The 15,380-nt window shown below is 74.4% G+C and carries 13 protein-coding genes; 12 read left to right on the top strand and 1 reads right to left on the bottom strand.

Annotated elements, in window-relative coordinates:
- Positions 1-16 precede the first annotated feature (16 nt).
- Complete coding sequence (gene mtrA / locus ACFQ46_RS10575; protein ID WP_380157984.1) at positions 17-694, bottom strand: MtrAB system response regulator MtrA; 678 nt, start codon at positions 692-694, stop codon at positions 17-19.
- Positions 695-824: 130 nt separating this feature from the next.
- Between mtrA and ACFQ46_RS10570 the strand changes: the two genes are divergently transcribed.
- From ACFQ46_RS10570 to ACFQ46_RS10515, 12 genes are all read left to right on the top strand, one after another.
- On the top strand, positions 825-1,898 hold the full coding sequence (locus tag ACFQ46_RS10570; RefSeq protein WP_380259457.1) for a glycerophosphoryl diester phosphodiesterase membrane domain-containing protein: 1,074 nt from the start codon (positions 825-827) through the stop codon (positions 1,896-1,898).
- Complete coding sequence (locus ACFQ46_RS10565; protein WP_328294968.1) at positions 1,895-2,521, top strand: DUF4129 domain-containing protein; 627 nt, start codon at positions 1,895-1,897, stop codon at positions 2,519-2,521. Before ACFQ46_RS10570 ends, ACFQ46_RS10565 begins: the two co-directional genes overlap by 4 nt.
- Positions 2,518-3,702: a DUF4350 domain-containing protein gene (locus ACFQ46_RS10560; RefSeq protein ID WP_380259456.1), complete on the top strand. Its 1,185-nt coding sequence runs from the start codon at positions 2,518-2,520 to the stop codon at positions 3,700-3,702. The genes ACFQ46_RS10565 and ACFQ46_RS10560 overlap by 4 nt, the downstream gene beginning before the upstream one ends.
- 32 nt (positions 3,703-3,734) lie before the next feature.
- Entirely contained in the window at positions 3,735-4,712 is a 978-nt protein-coding gene (locus tag ACFQ46_RS10555) for an AAA family ATPase (RefSeq protein WP_380162204.1), read from the top strand.
- 23 nt (positions 4,713-4,735) lie between these two features.
- Positions 4,736-6,052: a DUF58 domain-containing protein gene (locus tag ACFQ46_RS10550; protein WP_328294965.1), complete on the top strand. Its 1,317-nt coding sequence runs from the start codon at positions 4,736-4,738 to the stop codon at positions 6,050-6,052.
- A gap of 95 nt (positions 6,053-6,147) precedes the next feature.
- Complete coding sequence (locus ACFQ46_RS10545) at positions 6,148-7,872, top strand: ABC transporter ATP-binding protein (protein ID WP_380259455.1); 1,725 nt, start codon at positions 6,148-6,150, stop codon at positions 7,870-7,872.
- Positions 7,869-9,683 (top strand): ABC transporter ATP-binding protein, encoded by a 1,815-nt coding sequence (locus tag ACFQ46_RS10540; protein WP_380259454.1) that lies wholly within the window; start codon positions 7,869-7,871, stop codon positions 9,681-9,683. Before ACFQ46_RS10545 ends, ACFQ46_RS10540 begins: the two co-directional genes overlap by 4 nt.
- Positions 9,684-9,715: 32 nt before the next feature.
- Positions 9,716-11,254: an ABC transporter transmembrane domain-containing protein gene (locus ACFQ46_RS10535; protein WP_380259453.1), complete on the top strand. Its 1,539-nt coding sequence runs from the start codon at positions 9,716-9,718 to the stop codon at positions 11,252-11,254.
- Positions 11,251-13,038: an ABC transporter ATP-binding protein gene (locus ACFQ46_RS10530; protein WP_380259452.1), complete on the top strand. Its 1,788-nt coding sequence runs from the start codon at positions 11,251-11,253 to the stop codon at positions 13,036-13,038. The genes ACFQ46_RS10535 and ACFQ46_RS10530 overlap by 4 nt, the downstream gene beginning before the upstream one ends.
- Before the next feature lie 40 nt (positions 13,039-13,078).
- Complete coding sequence (locus tag ACFQ46_RS10525; RefSeq protein WP_380259451.1) at positions 13,079-14,029, top strand: serine hydrolase domain-containing protein; 951 nt, start codon at positions 13,079-13,081, stop codon at positions 14,027-14,029.
- A complete protein-coding gene (locus ACFQ46_RS10520; protein WP_380259450.1) occupies positions 14,010-14,348 on the top strand; it encodes a hypothetical protein in 339 nt (112 codons plus the stop codon). Before ACFQ46_RS10525 ends, ACFQ46_RS10520 begins: the two co-directional genes overlap by 20 nt.
- Positions 14,345-15,379, top strand: a complete 1,035-nt coding sequence (locus ACFQ46_RS10515; protein ID WP_380259449.1) for an AAA family ATPase — start codon at positions 14,345-14,347, stop codon at positions 15,377-15,379. The genes ACFQ46_RS10520 and ACFQ46_RS10515 overlap by 4 nt, the downstream gene beginning before the upstream one ends.
- The last annotated feature ends 1 nt before the right edge of the window (position 15,380 follow it).

Below are 15,380 nucleotides of genomic sequence, written 5' to 3'. Positions count from 1 at the left end.
CATCAGAACGGGCCCATCAGAGCGGACCGGCGCGGTACCCCACCCCGCGGACGGTCACCACGATCTCGGGGTGCTCGGGGTCGACCTCGATCTTGGAGCGCAACCGCTGGACGTGGACGTTCACGAGCCGGGTGTCGGCGGCGTGGCGGTAGCCCCAGACCTGCTCCAGCAGCAGCTCGCGGGTGAACGCCTGCCAGGGCTTGCGGGCCAGGGTGACCAGCAGTTCGAACTCCAGCGGGGTCAGCGGCAGCGACCGGCCGTCGCGACGCACGGAGTGCCCCGCGACGTCGATGGTCAGGTCGCCGATGCGCAGCGTCTCGGGCGGGCGGTCGCCGGCGGAACGCAACCGCGCCCGCACCCGGGCCACGAGTTCCTTGGGCTTGAACGGCTTGACGACGTAGTCGTCGGCGCCGGCCTCGAGCCCGAGCACGACGTCGACGGTGTCGCTCTTCGCCGTGAGCATGACGATGGGCACGCCCGACTCGGCGCGGATCTGGCGGCAGACCTCCATGCCGTCCGTCCCGGGCAGCATCAGGTCCAGCAGCACCAGGTCGGGCCGCGTGGCCCGGAAGGCGCCCAGCGCCTCGTCCCCGTTCGCGCAGAAGCGGGTCTCCAACCCCTCGCCCTGCAGCACGATCCCCAGCATCTCGGCCAGCGCGGTGTCGTCGTCCACCACGAGGACACGTCCCCTCATGGGGTCATCTTGCCCGTACGGCAGGTGATCGGGGCTGATCACCACGCCGTGACCCCGCTCGGCACCCGTCCTCTGGCAGCATGGGCCACCGGCAACGGGTGGATCTTGGCGGTGCGGGGGCGTACGGGCGATGGGGACGGACCAGTGGCAGCGGCCGGACGAGGGCACTCCGGACCCGGCCGGGCCCACGGGCTGGGGACAGCCGCAGTCGGGCCCGACCGGCGCACCGCCGCCCGCCTGGGGCCGCCCGAGCGCCCCGCGGCCGGGGATCGTGCCGCTGCGACCGCTCGGCCTGGGTGAGATCTGGGACGGCGCGTTCCGGGCCTTCCGGCAGAACCCGCGGGTCATGGTCGGGCTCTCCGCGATCGTCGTGGTCATCACCTCGGTCGTGACGCTGATCGCCACCTACGTCACCACCCGCGACCTCGTCGGGGCGGTGAACCGGCTCGAGGCCGCCGACGGCTCCTTCGACGACCTCTTCTCCTCCGTCCAGCGCGGGCTGCCGCTGCTGGTCTTCAGCACCGTGCTGCAGTCGGTGGCGGTCCTCGTCCTCAACGGGATGCTCATCGTCAGCGTGAGCCGCGCGGTGCTCGGCCGCACGATCGGGTTCGGGGAGCTGTGGCGCACCTGCGCCCGCCGGGTCCTGCCCCTCGTCGGGCTGTCGCTGGTCATCACCCTCGGCACGCTCGTGGTCGGCGCGGTCGCCCTGGCGCCGGGGGCGCTGGTCGTCTGGCAGGCCGACTCCACGACGGTCACCGGGATCGGCGTGGCCGCCCTGCTGCTCGGTCTGCTCGCCTGGCTGGTCGCCGGCGCGTTCCTGTGGGTGAAGTGGTCGATGGCCACCCCGGCGATGCTGCTGGAGGACCTCGGGATCCGGGCGGCCCTGACGCGCTCGTACCGCCTCACCGCCCGCACGTTCTGGCGGACGTTCGGGATCCTGCTGCTCACCGCGGTCGTGGTCTACGCCGTGGTGGCGGCCGTGTCGGTGCCGTTCAGCGCCGTCGGACAGGTCGTGGCGGTCGCCGTCGGCGACACCGGGACGTGGGGGCTCGCGCTGAGCCAGACCATCTCCACCCTCGGCTCGGTGATCGGCAGCGTCGTCGCCTACCCCTTCCTGGCCTCGGTGACCGCCCTGGTCTACGTGGACCTGCGGATGCGCCGCGAGGGTCTCGACGTCGAGCTGCACCGGGCCAGCGGCCAGTGACCCTCCTCGCCGGGGTCCCGCTCGACCCCGACCGCGCCCAGGGCCGGGAGTGGCTGGCGCGGGAGCTCGCCGGTCCGGAGTACCGCGAGGCGCAGGGGTCCTGGCTGGCGCGGGCGTGGGCCTGGTTGCAGGACTGGCTCTCGCAGGTGCGGGTGCCGGGTCTGGGCACGAACTGGACCGCCGTGGTCGTGGTCGTGCTGCTGCTGGCGGCCGTCGTCGCGGTGGTCTTCCTCGTCGGGGGTCCGTTGCGGCGCAGCGCCCGCCAGCGCGAACCCGACGCGGTCTTCGACGCCGGGCCCGAACCGTCGGCCACCCACTTCGCCCGCGCCGACGCCGCGGCCACCGCGGGCGACTGGGACCTCGCCGTCGCCGAACGCTTCCGCGGTCTGGTCCGCTCGCTGGAGGAACGGACGATCATCGACTCCCGCGCCGGGCGGACCGCCGGCGAGATCGCCGGGCAGGCCGGGGCCACGCTGCCCGACTGCGCCGGGGCCCTGACCCGGGCCGCGCGGACCTTCGACGACATCCGCTACGGCGGCCGCAGCGCCGGGGCCGCGACGAACGAGGACCTGCGGGCCGTGGTCGCCGCCGTCGCGGCCGCACGGCCGGTGGTCGCGGCGTGAGCGCGCTCGGGTTCGAGACCCGCAGCGCGCAACCCGAGGTGGGCGGGGCGTGGCGCCGCTGGCGCGGGATCGTCGCCCTCGGCGTGGTCGTCGTCGCGGTCGTGCTGCTGCTGAGCCTGCTCACGCCGCGCACCAGCGAGGAGGCCCTCGCCCCGGACTCCGTCTCCCCCAGCGGCGCCCGCGCGCTCGCGCGGGTCCTGCAGGACCAGGGCGTGAGCCTCACGCAGGCCCGGTCCTTTGACGCCGCGACCCGGGCCCTGGACGAGAACCGGGCCGGCGGGGTGACGCTGCTGGTCACCGACCCCGACCTGCTCTCCGCGCAGCGCCTGCAGGTGCTCGTCGCCTCGGGCGCGGACCTGGTGCTGCTGCGGCCCGGCGACGACACGCTGGAGGCGCTGAGCGCCGACGTGCGCGGGAGGGGCTCGGAGGCGGCGCTGGACCGCGACCCGGGGTGCACCGTGGCGGCGGCCGTGGCGGCCGGACGGGCCCGTGCGGGCGGGCTGACCTACGCGGCGGAGGGCGACGCGCGGTCCTGCTACGGCGGGTCCTACGTGCGCATCGAGTCCGGGGTCGGCGGGTCGGAGGCCTCGCTGACCGTCCTGGGCCAGCCGGCGCTGCTCACGAACCGCTGGGCCGACCGCGAGGGCAACGGGACGCTCGCGCTGCGCACGCTCGGCGCCGACCCGTCCCTCGTCTGGTACCTGCCGGACCCGCTGGACACCGACTCCCCGACCGTGCCGCTGCTGGACCTGGTCCCGCGCTGGCTCGCCCCGGCGATCGCGCTGCTGCTCGTCGCGACCCTCGTGGGGCTGTTCTGGCGCGGACGACGGCTGGGTCGCCTGGTGGGCGAACCGTTGCCCGTCGTCGTCCGTGCGGCCGAGACCGTCGAAGGCCACGGCCGGCTCTACGCGAGCGCCGGCGCCTCGGGCCGGGCCGCGGACCTCCTGCGCGGCGCGACCACCCGCCGGTTGCGCGCCTCGGTGGGCCTGGACCCGCAGGCCCCCGTGCAGGACGTGGCCGGCCAGGTCGCGTGGCTGACCGGGCGGGCGGCGACCGGCGTGCAGGAACTGCTGACCGGGACCTCCCCGCGCGACGACCCCGCGCTGGTCCGGCTGGCCCTCGAACTGGACACCCTGGAGGACGACGTGCGCGGATCCACCCCGAGGAAGGCCGAGAAGTGAGCGAACCGGAAACCCCCGAGACGGCAGCACCCGTGGCCCGCGCGAGCGAGGGCCCCGAGGTCGAGGACGCCCGGCAGGCGCTGCGGGCGGTCCGCCAGGAGGTCGCCAAGGCCGTCGTCGGCCAGGACGCCGCCGTCACCGGGCTGGTGATCGCCGTCCTCTGCCGCGGCCACGTGCTGCTCGAAGGCGTTCCGGGCGTGGCGAAGACGCTGCTGGTGCGGACGTTGTCGGCCGCTCTCGCCCTCGACACCAAACGCGTGCAGTTCACCCCGGACCTGATGCCCGGCGACGTCACCGGGTCGCTGGTCTACGACGCGCAGAGCTCGCGGTTCTCCTTCCGCGAGGGCCCGGTGTTCACCAACATCCTGCTCGCCGACGAGATCAACCGGACCCCGCCGAAGACGCAGGCCTCGCTGCTGGAGGCGATGGAGGAGAAGCAGGTCTCCGTCGAGGGCGAGGCCCGTCCGCTGCCCGACCCGTTCATCGTCGCCGCCACCCAGAACCCGGTGGAGTACGAGGGCACCTATCCCCTGCCCGAGGCGCAGCTGGACCGGTTCCTGCTGAAGCTGACCCTGCCGCTGCCCCCGCGCGAGGACGAGATCGAGGTCCTGGTGCGCCACGCCACCGGTTTCGACCCGCGCGACCTGGCCGCCGCCGGGGTCCGGGCCGTCGCGACCCGCGAGCAGCTCGCGATCGCGGCCGCCGCCGTGCGCCGGGTGCAGTGCTCGCGCGAGGTCCTCGGCTACGTCGTCGACGTCTGCCGGGCCACCCGCAGCTCGCCGTCGCTGGCGCTGGGCGTCTCCCCCCGCGGGGCGACGGCGCTGCTGGCGACGGCGCGGGCCTGGGCGTGGCTCTCGGGGCGTGACTACGTCTCCCCCGACGACGTGAAGGCGCTGGCCCGCCCGACGCTGCGCCACCGCGTGCAGCTGCGTCCCGAGGCCGAGCTGGACGGGGTGAGCGTCGACGCCGTCCTGGACTCGGTGCTCGGCTCCGTCCCCGTCCCCCGCTGATCGGGCCGTGACATGGGGTTGACATGGCGCTGACCGGACGGGCCGTGCTGCTCGTCCTCGCGGGGCTGGTCCTCGTCGTGGCCTGGCCGGGGTGGGCGGCGGTCTGGCTCTGGTGCGCGCTCAGCGTGGTCCTGGTCGTCCTCGACGTCGTCCTCGCGCCGTCGCCGCGCTCGTTGCAGGTGCAGCGGCCGCCGTTGAGCGCGGTGCGTCTCGGCGAACCCCGCGAGACGGAGCTGCTCGTGCACAACACCGGCGGCAAGCGGGTGCGGGGGCTCCTGCGCGACGCCTGGGTCCCCTCCGCGGGGGCCCGTTCCTCCCGGCACCGCCTGGACCTCCCCGCCGGGGAACGCCGCCGCGTCACGACGGTCCTCGTCCCCACCCGACGCGGGGACCGCCTCAGCGACCGGGTCACCCTGCGCTGCGCCGGTCCGCTCGGCCTCGCCGCCCGGCAGCGCTCGACCCCCGTCCCCGGGCGGTTGCGGGTGCTGCCGCCGTTCACGTCCCGCAAGCACCTGCCGTCCCGCCTGGCCCGGCTGCGCGAGCTCGACGGCCGCAGCGCCGTCCAGCACCGCGGTCAGGGCACGGAGTTCGACTCGTTGCGGGAGTATGTCGACGGCGACGACGTCCGCTCCATCGACTGGCGCGCCAGCGCGCGTCGGCAGGCCGTCGTCGTGCGCACCTGGCGTCCCGAACGCGACCGCCGGGTGCTGCTCGTGCTCGACACCTCCCGCACCTCCGCGGCCCGCCTGGACGCGGGGGGTTCGCTGAGCGGCGAGGTCAGCGTCCGCCTGGACGCGCAGATCGAGGCGGCCCTGCTGACCGCGGCGCTCGCCGCCCGGGCCGGCGACCGCGTCGACCTCGTCGCGCACGACCGCCGCGTCCGGGCACGGGTGCGGGGCGGCACCCGCGGGGACCTGCTGCCCTCGCTCGTGGAGGCGCTCGCCCCGCTCGAACCCTCGCTCGTGGAGGCCGACTGGGACGCCGTGGCGACGGAGGTCCGGACCACGGCTCGTCAACGCTCGCTCGTGGTGCTGCTGACCGCCCTGGACTCCTCGGTCCTGGACTCGGGGCTGCTCGGGGTGCTGGAGCAGCTCGCGACCCGGCACACCGTCGTCCTCGCCGCGGTCGACGACCCCGCGCTGGCGCAGCTGGCCCGCGGCCGCTCTGACGCCGAGGCCGTCTACACCGCCGCCGCCGCGGAGGCCGCCACGGCCGAACGCGACCGCACGGCCCGGTTGCTGACCCGGCTCGGCGTCGAGGTCGTGCACGCCGACCCGGACGGGCTGGCCCCCGCCCTGGCCGACCGCTACCTCGCCCTCAAGGCCGCCGGGCGCCTCTGACCGCGGGGTTCGACCGCAGCAGGTTCGACAGCAGGTTCGACGGGGACACGAAAGTCTGATGTCCCCGGGCGCAGCGGCTGCTAGACCTGAACCTCGTGTTGTTCCCCCTGCTCCGAGAGCACCTGCGCCCGCACCGCGGGCTGTTGATCGGGGTCCTGGTCCTGCAGGTCCTGCAGACCGTGGCCTCGCTGTACCTGCCCCGTCTCAACGCCGACATCATCGACCGGGGGGTGGCGACCGGGGACACCGACTACATCGTCCACACCGGTCTGCTGATGCTCGGGGTGACGCTGGTCCAGGTGGTGGCGACGATCGCGGCCGTGTGGTGCGGGGCGCGAGCGGCCATGGCCATGGGCCGCGACCTGCGCGGCGCCGTCTTCGAGCACGTCCTGTCCTTCTCCAAGGCCGAGGTCGGCCGCTTCGGTGCCCCCTCGCTCATCACCCGCGGCACCAACGACGTGCAGCAGGTGCAGATGCTCGTGCTGATGACCTGCACGATGATCGTCTCGGCGCCGATCCTCTGCGTGGGCGGCATCGTCATGGCGTTGCGCGAGGACGTCGGGCTGAGCTGGCTGGTGGTCGTGGCGGTCCCGCTGCTGGTCGCGGTGATGGCGGTGATCATGGTGCGCCTCGGGCCGCTGTTCGGGGTGCTGCAGAAGCGGCTGGACACCGTGAACCGGGTGCTGCGCGAACAGCTGACGGGGTTGCGGGTCATCCGGGGTTTCGTCCGCGAGGACGCCGAGCAGGCCCGCTTCGGGCGGGCCAACGAGGAACTCACCGACGTCGCGATGCGGACCGGGCGGCTCTTCGCCGTCGTCTTCCCCTTCGTCACGCTGGTGGTGAACCTGGCCAGCGCCGCGGTCGTCTGGTTCGGCGCCGCGCGGGTGGAGTCGGGGGAACTGCAGGTCGGGGCCCTCATCGCGTTCCTGTCCTACCTCGTGCAGATCCTCACCGGCGTCATGATGACGACGTTCCTGGCCGTGATGGGTCCCCGTGCGGCGGTGTCGGCCGGGCGCATCGGCGAGGTCCTGCAGACCGCGCCCTCCGTGCACGACAGCGGGAAACCCCTCGAGGTCACCTCGGGCGGGCGGATGGAGTTCCGCGACGTCGGGTTCAGCTACCCGGGCGCGGACCGGCCGGTCCTGGACGGGGTCACCTTCGACGTCCTGCCCGGCCGCACGACGGCCGTGATCGGCTCCACCGGGTCCGGCAAGACGACGGTCGTGAACCTCGCGACCCGGCTCGCGGACGTGACCGCGGGCGCGGTCCTGCTCGACGGGGTGGACCTGCGGGAGCTCTCCGACGTCGACCTGCGGCGACGCGTCGGCCTGGTGCCGCAACGGCCCTACCTCTTCGCGGGGACCGTCGCCTCGAACCTCCGCTTCGGCCGCCCCGACGCCACCGACGAGGAGTTGTGGGCCGCGTTGACGACGGCGCAGGCCGCGGACTTCGTGCGGGAGATGACCGGTGCCCTGCAGGCCCCGATCTCCCAGGGCGGGACGAACGTCTCCGGCGGGCAGCGCCAGCGGTTGTCCATCGCCCGGATGCTGGTGCAGTCCCCCGCCGTGCACGTCTTCGACGACGCGTTCTCGGCGCTGGACACCGCCACCGACGCCCGGTTGCGGACGGCGTTGGCGCGGACCCTGCCCGACGCGGCCATCCTCGTGGTGGCGCAACGGGTCTCGACCATCGTCGACGCCGACGAGATCGTCGTCCTGGAGGCGGGGAAGGTCGTCGGCCGGGGCCGGCACCGGGAACTGCTGGAGACCTGCCCCACGTACCTGGAGATCGTCAGCTCCCAGCTGGAGGTGGCCGCGTGAGCGGGCGCGGAGGACCGGTGCGGATGGCGGGGCCGCCGCAGAAGTCGGTGGACTTCCTGCCCTCGGCGAAGCGGCTGCTGCGCCGCATGGGCCCGGACCTGCCCCGGCTCGTCGTCGTCCTGGTCCTGGCCGTGGCGAGCGTCGGCCTGAACGTCACGGGCCCGAAGCTCCTGGGGCGGGCCACCGACTTCGTTGTCGCCACCGCGTTCGGCGGGCAGCCGCTGGACCGCGACGGGTTGCGCGACGTCGTCCTGCAGGCCGTGGCCGTCTACGTGGGGTCCGCGGTGCTGGCCTACGTCCAGGGCGTCCTGCTGAACCGCGTCGTGCAGCGCACGGTGTTCCGGCTGCGGGCCGACGTCGAGGCCACGATCCACCGCTTGCCGCTCTCCCACGTCGACTCCACCCCCCGCGGGGAGCTGCTGAGCCGGGTCACCAACGACATCGACAACATCTCCCAGAGCCTGCAGCAGACGGTGTCGCAGGCGCTGGTGTCGGTCCTCACCGTCATCGGCGTCGTCGCGATGATGTTCACGATCTCCTGGGAGCTCGCGCTGCTCGCCCTGGTCGCGATCCCGCTGACGCTGGGGATCGTGGTGGTCATCGCGAAGCGGTCGCAGCCGCTGTTCGTGAACCAGTGGCGCGAGACCGGCCAGCTGAACGCGCAGATCGAGGAGGCCTTCACCGGCCACGACGTCGTCACCGCCTTCGGGCGCCGCGAGGAGGTCCGGGACCGCTTCGCCGCGAAGAACGCCGAGCTGTACACGGCGAGCTCGGGCGCGCAGTTCCTCTCCGGGACGATCATGCCCTCGACGATGCTCGTCGGGAACCTCGTCTACGTCGCCGTCGCCGTCGTCGGCGCCACGATGGTGACCGGGGGGACCCTCACCATCGGCGGCGTGCAGGCGTTCGTGCAGTACTCCCGCCAGTTCACCCAGCCGCTGGCCCAGCTGGGGTCGATGGCGAACGTGCTGCAGTCCGGGGTCGCCTCCGCCGAACGCGTCTTCGAACTGCTCGACGCCCCGACGATGTCGCCGGACCCGGTGGACGGGCCGAAACCCTCCGGCCCGGGCCGCATCGAGTTCCAGCACGTGTCGTTCCGCTACTCCCCCGAGAAGCCCCTCATCGAGGACCTCTCCTTCGTCGCCGAACCCGGGCACACCGTCGCCATCGTCGGACCGACGGGCGCGGGCAAGACGACGCTGGTGAACCTGCTGCTGCGCTACTACGAGCTGGACGCGGGCAGGATCCTGCTCGACGGGGTGGACGTCGCGACGATGTCGCGGGCCGACCTGCGCTCGCGGGCCGCGATCGTGCTGCAGGACACCTGGTTGTTCCAGGGCACGATCGCCGAGAACATCGCCTACGCGCGTCCCTCGGCGAGCGAGGAGGACGTCCTCGAGGCCGCCCGGGCCGCCTCCGTGGACACCGTCGTGCAGACCCTGCCCGACGGTTTCCAGACGCTGGTGGACGACGACGCGGGACGCATCAGCGCCGGCGAGAAGCAGCTCATCACGATCGCCCGGGCCTACCTGGCGAAACCCCACGTGCTGGTGCTGGACGAGGCGACCTCCTCGGTGGACACCCGCACCGAGCGCGTGGTCCAGCACGCGATGGCGGCGTTGCGGGCCGACCGCACGAGCCTGGTCATCGCCCACCGGCTCTCGACGATCCGCGACGCCGACCTCATCCTCGTCATGGAGTCGGGTCGGGTCGTGGAACAGGGTCGCCACGTCGACCTGGTGGACGCGGGCGGGCCGTACGCGCGGCTGCACGACGCGCAGTTCTCCGGCGCGGCGGCCGAGGTGGAGTGACCCCGGGTGCGGGTGGATTAGCGTCACCCCTCGTGTCCTCCCGCCCCGTCGTCGACGTCCTCCGACGGCACCCCCGCGCAGCCGCGATCGGCTGCGGGTCCTCGATGCTGCACCAGACCTGCGAGGCCCTCGTCCCGGTCGCCATCGGCGCCGTCGTCGACGGCGCCGTGCGCACCGGGGACACCCGCTCGATCGTCGTGTCCCTCGCGGCGGTGCTGGCGCTGTTCGCGGTCCTCACCAGCGCGGGGACCTTCGCGTTCTGGACGATCGACCGGGCGGAGTTCGCCGAGGCGCACTTCCTGCGCACCGCCGTGGCCCGCGCCGTCCTGCGCGAGCCCGCCGTCCTGCGGGAACGCCAGGTCGGGGAGGCCCTCTCGATCGCGACGTCGGACACCCGGCACGCGGCGGAGTCCCTCGCCCTGGTCAGCTGGGGCACGGCGGGCTGCTTCGGGATGCTCGTCTCGGCCGTGGTGCTGCTGCGCATCGACCTCGCCCTGGGCCTGGGGCTCCTGGTCTGCGTCCCCGTCCTGGTCCTCGGCCTGCAGGCCCTCGCCCCGCGGCTGGAGAAGCAGATGCACACCCGCCAGCGCAGCGCCGGTCTGGCCGCCGCCGTCGCCGCGGACCTGCTGAACGGGCTGCGGCCGCTGCGCGGTTTCGGCGGGGTCCCCGAGGCCGTCCGCCGCTACCACCTCGCCAGCCGCACCTCGCGGGACGCGGCGGTCCAGGCCGCGACGGGGACCTCGATCGTCGTCGGCGTCAGCACCCTGGCCACCGGCGCGGTCCTGGTCGCCACCGCCGCCGTCGCCGGGACGTTCGTCCAGCAGGGTCGCCTCGACGTGGGCGAGTTCGTCACCGTCGTGGGCATGGCCAGCTTCCTGGCCGACCCCGTCCGCAACGTCAGCTCGTGCGTCCAGCAGCTCGCGGTGTCCCGGGCGAGCGCGCGTCGGGTCGCCTCGATCCTCGAGGTGCCCGCGAGCGCCCCCGAACCCCCGACCGCGACGGCGACGGTGCGGGACGTGCGGACCGTGCCCGGGGAGGTCCTCGGGGTGGTGACCACGGACACCGCGACCGCCGACGCCGTGACGGCCGCGCTCGCCGCGGGGGCGGGCACCCTGGTGGAGCCCGCGCAGACGCACCTGCTGGGCGACACCCTCGCCGACGCCCTCGACTCCGGGCCCGCCCCGGCCGGCCGGGGGGTCGCCCTGGCGCTCGCGCTGGAGGCCGCGGCGGCCCCCGACGACCTCGACACCCGACTCACCGACGGTGGGGGCAACTACTCCGGCGGTCAGCGCCAGCGCATCGGTCTGGCCCGGGCGCTGGCCGCCGACCGCGAGGTCCTCGTCCTGCGCGACCCCACGACGGCCCTCGACGCCGTCACCGAGGACCGCGTCGCGGCCGGGATCCGCCGGTTGCGGGCCGGCACCGGGACGACGGTCTTCGTCACGACGTCCCCGCTGCTGCTGGCCCGCTGCGACCGGGTGGTGCTGCTGACCGGCGACGGCCGGCACCGCACCGGCAGCCACGCCGAGCTGCTCAGCGACCCCGACTACGCGAGCGCGGTGACGCGGTGACCACCTCGCACGCCCTGCCCGTCGCCACCGGTCGGCGCAGCGCCGCCGTGCTGGCCCACGCGGCCACCCGCAACCCCGGTGAGCTCGCCGCGGCCCTGGTCACCACGACGCTGGCCAGTGCCGGGACGGTCGCGCTGCCGCTGCTGCTGGGTCGCGCCGTCGACGTCGTGCGGACGGGCACGTCGCTCACGCCCGTCCTGGTGTGGCTGTCCGTGACCGCGGTCGCCACCGCGGTCGTGACCGCCCTGGCCCGCCGCGACGCCGAGCGCCTCGGCGCGAGCATCGCCGCCGACCTGCGCGAGCAGGTCGTGGAGCGCTCGCTGCGGATGTCGCCGCGCGTCCTGGAACGCGCCGGTTCCGGCGACGTCGCCTCACGGGTCACCGAGGACGTCGAGCTGTTCACCTCCTCCGTCCAGCTCGGCGCGACGGTGCTGGCCTCGGCGTTGACGGTCCTGCTCTCCGCCGTCGGTTTCGTCTCCCTCGACTGGCGCCTCGCCCTCGCGTTCTGCGTGGTCTTCCCGGTCTACGCGCTGAGCCTGCGCGGCTACCTCCCGAAGGCCGGGCCGCTCTACGCGCGGGAACGGGCCGTCGCCGCGCAGCGCTCCACCGTCGTCCTGCAGTCCTTCCACGGCGCCTCGACGGTGCACGCCTACGAGATGGCGCAGCTGCAGGGCGCCCGCGTGGAGGTCGCCTCCGAACGCACGATCGGCGCGTCGCTGGCCGCGCTCGCCACCTTCGCCCGGTTGTCGGTCTCGATGAACGGCGCGGAGGCGGTCGGGCTCTGCAGCCTGCTGCTCACGGGGTTCCTCCTCGTCCGCGGCGGGGACGTCAGCGTGGGTGACGTGACGGCCGCGGCCCTGCTCTTCCACCGGCTCTTCGGGCCGTTGGGGTCGTTGCTGCTGAGCTTCGACGAGGTGCAGCGCGCGGCCGCCGCGCTGGGGCGTCTCGTGGGGGTCACCGACCTGCCCGTGGAACCCGACGCCGATCCCGCGGCCCTGGCCCGGGCTCCCCGCGAAGCGGTCTCGCTGCGCATCCGCGGTGTCCGGCACAGCTACTCCGACTCCGGTGCCGACGAGGACCTCGTCCTGCGCGGCATCGACCTCGACGTCCCCGCGGGGACCTCGCTGGCCGTCGTCGGCGAGAGCGGGGCCGGCAAGACGACGCTCGCCGCGGTCGTCGGCGGGGTGTTCCCCGCGAGCGGCGGGACCATCACCCTGGTGGGCCGGTCCGGCGCCGCCGACCTCGACGAACTGGACGCGGTCGCGGTCCGGGAGCGGATCGGGGTCATCGCCCAGGAGTCCCACGTCTTCACCGGCACGCTGCGCGAGGACCTCACGCTGGCCCGTCCCGACGCCACGGACGCCGACCTGCACCGGGCGCTGGTCGTGGTCGGCGCGGAGGACTGGGTCGAGGCGCTGCCCGACGGGCTGGGCACGCGGGTCGGGCCGGGCGAGCTCCCCCTGTCCCCCGCCCGGCAGCAGCAGCTGGCCCTGGCCCGGATCGTGCTGCGCGACCCGCCCGTCGTGGTGCTGGACGAGGCCACCGCCGAGGCGGGCAGCGCGGGTGCGCGGGACCTGGAGCAGTCCGCGGTGGCGGTCGTGGCGGGGCGGACGGCGCTGGTCGTCGCGCACCGGCTGTCCCAGGCGGCGGTGTGCGACGCCATCGCCGTCGTGGAGCGCGGGCAGGTGACCGAGCTGGGCAGCCACGCCGAACTGCTCGAACTGGGTGGTCGCTACGCGCGGTTGTGGGACACCTGGTCCCGCCCCACCACCCCCGGCCCGTGATCCCGCGGGATCACCGGGGCGGGGATGGGAGGATCGCGTCGTGGAGCTCAGCGCCGCCCTCGCCGCCGGTCTCCGCGACCGGTTGTTCTCCGGCGCGAGCGCGGTGTCCTCGGCCCCCGGCGCTCCCGTGGAGCGGGCGGTCGCGGGAACCCTCGCCCACGACGACCCGACCCCGGTCACCGCGGTCACCCGCTTCGACCTGGCCTCGCTGACGAAGGTCTTCACCGCCACCGTCGTGCACTCCCTGGCCGAGGTCGGCGCCCTGGACCTCGACCGCCCCACCGAGCGGGGTTTCACGATCGGGCAGCTGCTGGCCCACACCTCGGGTCTGCCCGCGGTCTCCGACGTGTGGCGCCGCACCGACCTGCGACCGGCGCAGCGGTTGCAGCGGGCCCTCGACGCGCCGCTGGAGTCGGCGCCGGGGGCGGAGTTCCGCTACTCCTGCGTCGGCTACGTCACCGCCGGGCACCTGGCCGAGGAGGCCACCGGGCAGGGGCTGGACTCCCTGCTCGAGGAGTTCGTCACGCACCCCCTGGGACTGAGCGGGCCGCTCTTCGGGCCGGTGGCGGAGCCCGTCCCGGCCACCGAGACGGGTACCCCGCGAGGTGTGGTGCACGACGAGTTCGCAGCCTCGTTGCAGCGCCCGGCCGGCAACGCCGGGTTGTTCGGCACCGCCGAGGAGGTGCACGCCCTGGGTCGGGGACTGCTCGACCGGACCCTGCTCTCGGAGGGGTCGTGGCGGCGGATGAGCTCCGGTGAGGGTCTGCGGGTGGGTGACCCGAGCTGGATGCCGACCCCGGACCACCTGGGCCACACGGGGTTCACCGGGACGTCGCTGCTCCTGGACCCGGTGCGGGGAACGTGTCGGGTGCTGCTCACGAACCGCGTCCACCCGGACCGTTCGCGGGTGGACCTGACCGGTTTCCGGAAGTCGGTGGCGCAGTGTCCGAGCCCCCCGACACGATCAGGGCATGGACGCAGAGACCCGTGACCTGGCCCGGTCGATCCGGACGTTCCTGGACGACGTCGTGCACTCCCAGCAGGTCGACGCGGACGAGTCCCGACCCTCCGTCGGGGACGTGGTGGGCGCCTTCCTGGGCGTCCCCGCCCAGCAGGTCCCGGTGGTGCGCGAGGAGGTCCCCGAGCACCAGTACGTCGACCTCGACATCGCCCTGACGCTGCTGGCGGAACGCGGCGGTGGGGAGGAGGTCGTCGGCATCGGCGGTGGCGACCAGCGCAACCACCAGGGTTCTCCGACTTCCTGTCCGGGGTCTTCGGCCGGTTCGGCACCGGTGCCGTGGACCGGGTGAACCTGCCCACCGGCCCCGACAGCACCCGGCGCGTCGTCGCGTTCGGGGTGCGGATGCTGCACTTCGACGGGCGGCCCGTCGCCGTGCTGCAGCGCTCGGCGCAACGGCACAGCGGGCACCCGGCGGGGTTCGAGGTCGCCTGCCCCGAGGAGGGCCTCGTCCCGGAGTTCATCACCGAGGTCCGCCGGCTGATGATCGAGCACAGCGTCCTGCGCGGTCAGGTGCTGTCGTTCTCCGGGTCGCCCTACGAGCACAACAACTCCGGGATCACCTTCGTCCACCGTCCCACCGTGGGGGCCGGCGACGTCGTGCTCCCCGACGGTGCGCTGGAACGCATCGCGCGCCACGTCGTCGGGGTGGGCGCCCACGCCGAGCAGCTGGCGCGGGCGGGCCAGCACCTCAAACGCGGGATCCTGCTCTACGGCCCGCCCGGAACCGGCAAGACGCTCACCGTGCGCCACCTCGTGGCCCGCGCGCAGGGGACGACGGTCGTCCTGCTCGCCGGTCAGACCCTGGGTTTCGTGACGCTGGCCGCGCACCTGGCCCGGGCCATGCAGCCCGCGATCGTCGTGCTCGAGGACTGCGACCTCGTCGCCGAGGACCGCGGCCACTCCCCTGGCGAGCGGCCGCTGCTCTTCGAGCTGCTGGACGCGATGGACGGCCTCGACGGCGACGCCGACGTCGCGTTCCTGCTCACGACGAACCGGGCCGACCTGCTGGAACGGGCGCTGGCGCAACGCCCGGGCCGGGTCGACCTGGCCGTGGAGGTCCCCCTGCCGGACGAGGCCGCCCGCCTGGAGCTGTTCCGCCTCTACGCCCGCGGGCTCGGGGTGTCGGAGGAGGTCCTGCGCGACGCCGCCGCCCGGACCGCCGGGGTCACGGCGAGCTTCGCGAAGGAACTGCTGCGCCGCGCGGTCCTGTTCGGGGCCGAGGCCGGTCACGACGTCCGCGACGAGGACGTGCGGGCGGCGCTGGACGAACTGCTCTCCGACGCGGAGTCGCTCACCCGCAGCCTGCTGGGCAGCGGCTGAG

It is taken from the genome of Kineococcus sp. GCM10028916, assembly GCF_042674865.1.
In the GTDB taxonomy this organism is placed as follows: domain Bacteria; phylum Actinomycetota; class Actinomycetes; order Actinomycetales; family Kineococcaceae; genus Kineococcus.
Note: the sequence above shows the minus strand (reverse complement) of the source record. Positions and strands in the feature narration are given on the sequence as shown.

Bases quoted from the DNA above. Each gene is read 5' to 3' on its own strand.
- mtrA (WP_380157984.1), bottom strand. From the start codon at position 694: ATGAGGGGACGTGTCCTCGTGGTGGACGACGACACCGCGCTGGCCGAG.
- ACFQ46_RS10570 (WP_380259457.1), top strand. From the start codon at position 825: ATGGGGACGGACCAGTGGCAGCGGCCGGACGAGGGCACTCCGGACCCG.
- ACFQ46_RS10550 (WP_328294965.1), top strand. From the start codon at position 4,736: ATGGCGCTGACCGGACGGGCCGTGCTGCTCGTCCTCGCGGGGCTGGTC.
- ACFQ46_RS10520 (WP_380259450.1), top strand. From the start codon at position 14,010: ATGGACGCAGAGACCCGTGACCTGGCCCGGTCGATCCGGACGTTCCTG.